Annotated in this window: 5 protein-coding genes; 2 read left to right on the top strand and 3 right to left on the bottom strand. The window is 48.5% G+C overall.

The genetic code is table 11. From position 1 onward, the window contains the following. Nucleotides 1–70: 70 nt before the first annotated feature. Nucleotides 71–490, top strand: a complete 420-nt coding sequence (locus Q0R35_RS10705; protein WP_295617431.1) for a nuclear transport factor 2 family protein — start codon at nucleotides 71–73, stop codon at nucleotides 488–490. A gap of 50 nt (nucleotides 491–540) precedes the next feature. Here Q0R35_RS10705 and Q0R35_RS10700 read toward each other — a convergent pair whose 3' ends face one another. Further along, nucleotides 541–828, bottom strand: coding sequence for a hypothetical protein (locus Q0R35_RS10700; protein ID WP_295617428.1), 288 nt, complete (start codon nucleotides 826–828; stop codon nucleotides 541–543). A gap of 206 nt (nucleotides 829–1,034) precedes the next feature. On the opposite strand from Q0R35_RS10700, the gene Q0R35_RS10695 reads away from it, so the two are divergent. Continuing rightward, nucleotides 1,035–1,484: a hypothetical protein gene (locus tag Q0R35_RS10695; protein WP_295617425.1), complete on the top strand. Its 450-nt coding sequence runs from the start codon at nucleotides 1,035–1,037 to the stop codon at nucleotides 1,482–1,484. Between the two features lie 5 nt (nucleotides 1,485–1,489). Here Q0R35_RS10695 and rimI read toward each other — a convergent pair whose 3' ends face one another. Then, nucleotides 1,490–2,008 (bottom strand): ribosomal protein S18-alanine N-acetyltransferase, encoded by a 519-nt coding sequence (gene rimI, locus Q0R35_RS10690; RefSeq protein WP_295617422.1) that lies wholly within the window; start codon nucleotides 2,006–2,008, stop codon nucleotides 1,490–1,492. Between the two features lie 118 nt (nucleotides 2,009–2,126). Next, a complete protein-coding gene (locus tag Q0R35_RS10685; protein WP_295617419.1) occupies nucleotides 2,127–3,896 on the bottom strand; it encodes an aspartate kinase in 1,770 nt (589 codons plus the stop codon). Nucleotides 3,897–4,296 lie beyond the last annotated feature (400 nt).

Raw genomic sequence — 4,296 nt, 5'->3', positions numbered from 1 at the left:
GTACCTGAATTTATAGAGTCGATCTAAGTTAAAAGGTTATTCAATCGATAAATATATATCATTAAAGATCGTGAATACAACTAGCTATATCGGGACAGAGTTATTAATTGACAACATCGCAGGTGTAGCATCGCCCAGCATCGTGGCATATTTTAATAGCTTAAATAGTGGTGACTTTGCCGCTACAGCAGCATTATTTACCGATAACGCTTGTCTCAATCCGCCCTTCGATCTGCCGCTTTCCGGTCGAGATGCGATCGCGACATATCTAGAGCGGGAAGCGCGAGGCATGATATTTTGTCCCGAATCTGGCGCGATGTTAATTAAAGATAACGATATTATTCAATATCACATCCAAGGAAAAGTAAAAACTAACTACTTTACCATAAATGTCAGTTGGCTGATGCAATTAACGCCAGCAGATCGCATCTGCTTAGTAGAAGTAAAGCTTTTGGCTCCATTAGCTGAATTATTGAAAATCAAAAGATAGCAAATTAGGGGATAGGGAATCTTTAATCCAAAATTCCAAATTCCAAATTCCTAAACTCCCCGATCGCGTTCCATATCGTATAAAATTTTCTCCCAGTACCATTGCTCCGTGCGATCGGGATTATTGCGTCGAGCGATTTCTAGCAACCGTTCGATCCGCTCCATATCGTGCCCAGCAATTACGATCGTGCGTCGTCGAGTTTCAGGATCGATGACGCTTTTGCGTTGCCAATCTGCAAAAATTTCATCAGCGCGAGATTTATTCGAGAATTTTTCCAGCGCGCAATACAGCAATACAATCCCAGCGATAACCAACAGAACTGTTAACCCGATACTCATATAGCGATCGTCAATAGCTTACGCCTACTCTATTCACCCTGAGTTGGGGTAAATCCGGATGAAAATTTTGGGAAAGATGGGAGTAAGGGCTTGTAAAGAGACAACTTCATGTTTTAAAGCAGTGGTTTAAAATAGAAATACGGCTTTAGATGAAAGCTAAAGCCGTATTTCAAACACAAAATACTTTCTAATAAGTAGAATAACACATGTCTGAAGAACGTTTCGATCGGCTTGAAAGTCAACTAACACAGGTTATTCAGGCTATTGGTACCATGCAGCAGAACATGGTTACCATGCAGGAGAACATAACTGCCATGCGGGGGGACATAACTACCATGCGGGGGGACATAACTACCATGCAGGGGGACATAACTGCCATGCAGGATAACATGGCTACCAAGCAAGATTTAGCTGTCGTTCGGCAAGACATAACTGCCGTCCAAAACAATGTCAATGCTGTTCGTGAAGATGTCATCAGCATCCGCCAGCGGATCGATAGTGTCGAAGGTGCCGTTTCGATCGTCATTCGCAATACATTTACAGCGCACCAAGGCTTTGTAGACGATCTAAACTTCGATTTAACCAATAACGAGCGCAAAATTCGCCGTTTAGGTCGCCGTGTCGCTCGGTTAGAACGCCAAGATCTCGATGATTAAATGTTTCAAAGATCGATCGGGGGAGGCGGAATGATGTGGGTGAAATCTGGACGTTGTAAACCGCCGCGCCACATAATTACACCATCTTCGCCTGTATCTTGATAGTATTTTTTGCGTCGTCCGACGCTTTGAAAGCCATATCTTTTATAGAGATCGATCGCTCCCTGATTGGAGACGCGGGCTTCTAATGTCGCTCGTGCCATGCCGATCGATCGCGCTTTGTCGAGTAAGGCGCATAATAATAATTGTCCGAAACCTTGGCGTTGATACTGGGGATGAACGCCCAGTAATGTGATGTGAGCCTCGTCTAAAATCGCCCAGAAGCAACCGAAGCCGATAATTCCGTTAGTAGCTGGAGCGATCGATTTATCGACCGATACGCCCAGAAAATGGCTGTTCTCGTTGGTTAATTCGCGACGATAACTATCGATCGACCACAACCCCCCAAAGCATAAGCGATCGAGAATTAAGATCGATTCGATCTCGTCTACAGATATTGGACTGATGGTGATGTCTAGACCCACTCTGGTTGTTTTGTAGATGGGAGTTGGGAGGTTGGAGAGTAAGGAGTAAGGAGTAAGGAGTAAGGAGTAAGGAGTTGGAAATACTAAAACCTGATACCTAAAACCTAATATCTAATACCTAACCTAACCCAAACGCCCGATGGATGGTTTTAAGTGCTTCGGTGCCACGATCGCGGGCGACTACACAACTAATTTTAATCTCAGATGTCGAAATCATTTGAATATTAATTCCCGCGTCGGCTAGAGCGGTAAACATTTGGGCGGCGACACCGGGGTTGCTCACCATCCCCGCGCCGACGATGCTGACTTTAGAGATCGATTCATCGACGACTACCTCGCCACAACCCAGGCGGGTGGTAGCCGCATCTAGGAAGCGTTTGGCATCGGCGGCATCGCCTTGGGCGATCGTACAGGCAATATCGCGGGTGGCGACACCATTAATAACGCGGGTGCGTTGAGATTGAATAATGGCATCCATACTAATATTATGAGTGGCTAAGATGCCAAAAATCTCGGCGGCCATGCCGGGACGATCGGGAACTTGGAGAATGGCGAGTCTGGCGCGATCGAGATCGAGGGCGACTCCGCGTACTGAGGGGGCATTAACAGGCTGGGCATGGTCATTGGTCAAAATTGAAACTTCAAACTGTTTACACAGTGCGGCAATCGCCCGATCGCAGTCGGCGGCGGGAATGGTGCAACTGACTTTGATTTCGGAGGTAGAAATCATTTGAATGTTAATTCCCGCCTCGGCGAGGGTTTTGAACATTTGAGCGGCTACTCCCGGTCGTCCGATCGTGCCTGCGCCGACGATGCTGACTTTGGCAATATCGTTCGCTACCAGGATGCTATCGTGAGTGGGGGCAAAATTGTCGTGGAGGACGGGTGAGATGGCTTCAGCGACCGCCTGGGCGCGACTGGCAGCGTGTTTATCGACGGTGAAAGCAATGTCGTTGGTGTTGCCTTCGTGGATCGATTGGACGATCAGATCGACATCGACACGTTCTTTGGCTAATGCTCCAAATAATTGTCCGGCAATTCCGGCGCGATCGGGTACTTGGAGAATAGCGATTTTGGCTTGGTCGATCGCAAATTCAACGGCATCGACGGAGCTGGAGACTTCTAAGTTAGTCAGGGAGCGCGATCGGGTGGCTGGCGATCTTACCCACGTTCCTGGCTCGTCCGTCCAGCTCGATCGCACGACAAGGGGTACGCCGTAATTTTTGGCAATTTCTACCGCGCGGGGATGCAAGACTTTTGCGCCCAGGCTGGCGAGTTCGAGCATTTCGTCGGAGGTAATTTCGGTGAGTAATTTGGCTTCGGGAACGATGCGTGGATCGGTGGTTAAAATGCCGGGTACGTCGGTGTAAATCTCGCAGGCACTAGCTTTAAGTGCGGCAGCCAGAGCCACTGCGGAGGTGTCGGAACCGCCTCTACCGAGGGTGGTAATATCTCGATCTCCTGTAGCACTCACGCCTTGAAATCCAGCCACTACCACGACTTTACCTTCTTTCAGGTGCCGCTGGACGCGATCGGGTGAAATCTCTAAAATTCGCGCGCGGGTATGCTCGGCTTCGGTTTCGATCCCAACTTGCGCGCCTGTGAGCGAGATCGCGGGTTGTCCTAATTCTTGAATGGCAATACTCAATAAGGCGATAGTAACCTGTTCGCCTGTGGATAGCAACATATCCAGTTCGCGGCGCGATGGCTGGCTAGATAACTCATGGGCTAACTTAACTAACCCATCGGTGGTTTTACCCATCGCGGAGACAACTACTACTAAATCGTTACCCGCTTTGACTGTCTCTACGACTCTTTTAGCCACTGCTTGAATCCGCTCGGCGGAGCCAACCGATGTCCCCCCATATTTTTGGACGATTAATGCCATTATAGATTTTGGATTTTAGATTTTGGATTTTGGATTCACATGGAAACCAGTCAAGCCAGCACAACCTTACAAGTAAGGTTTGATGAAAAATCCCCTCCTCGGAGCGAAAAGTGCGTTCTTGGGGCGCGAGCTTTGTGGGGGAAGCTTCCCCCACAAACGTCGCTTGTTTCCCCAAGTAAAGCACCTTTTCAAGAGAGGGGTGCCCGTAGGGCGGGGTGGGTAGATCTGCGATCCCCCGCTGTCTTTCAAAGATCTAAGGCTTTAAAAACCTCGGTTGAGTGGGTTGGGTTTCATTCTTCAACCCAACCCACTCAACCGAGGTTTTTAAAGCCTTAGATCTTTGAAAGACAGCGGGGGATCGCAGATCTACCCACCCCGCCCTACGGGCACCCCTCTCTTG

The sequence above is a fragment of the Chamaesiphon sp. GL140_3_metabinner_50 genome (assembly GCF_025361915.1).
Lineage (GTDB): Bacteria > Cyanobacteriota > Cyanobacteriia > Cyanobacteriales > Chamaesiphonaceae > Chamaesiphon.
Note: the sequence above shows the minus strand (reverse complement) of the source record. Positions and strands in the feature narration are given on the sequence as shown.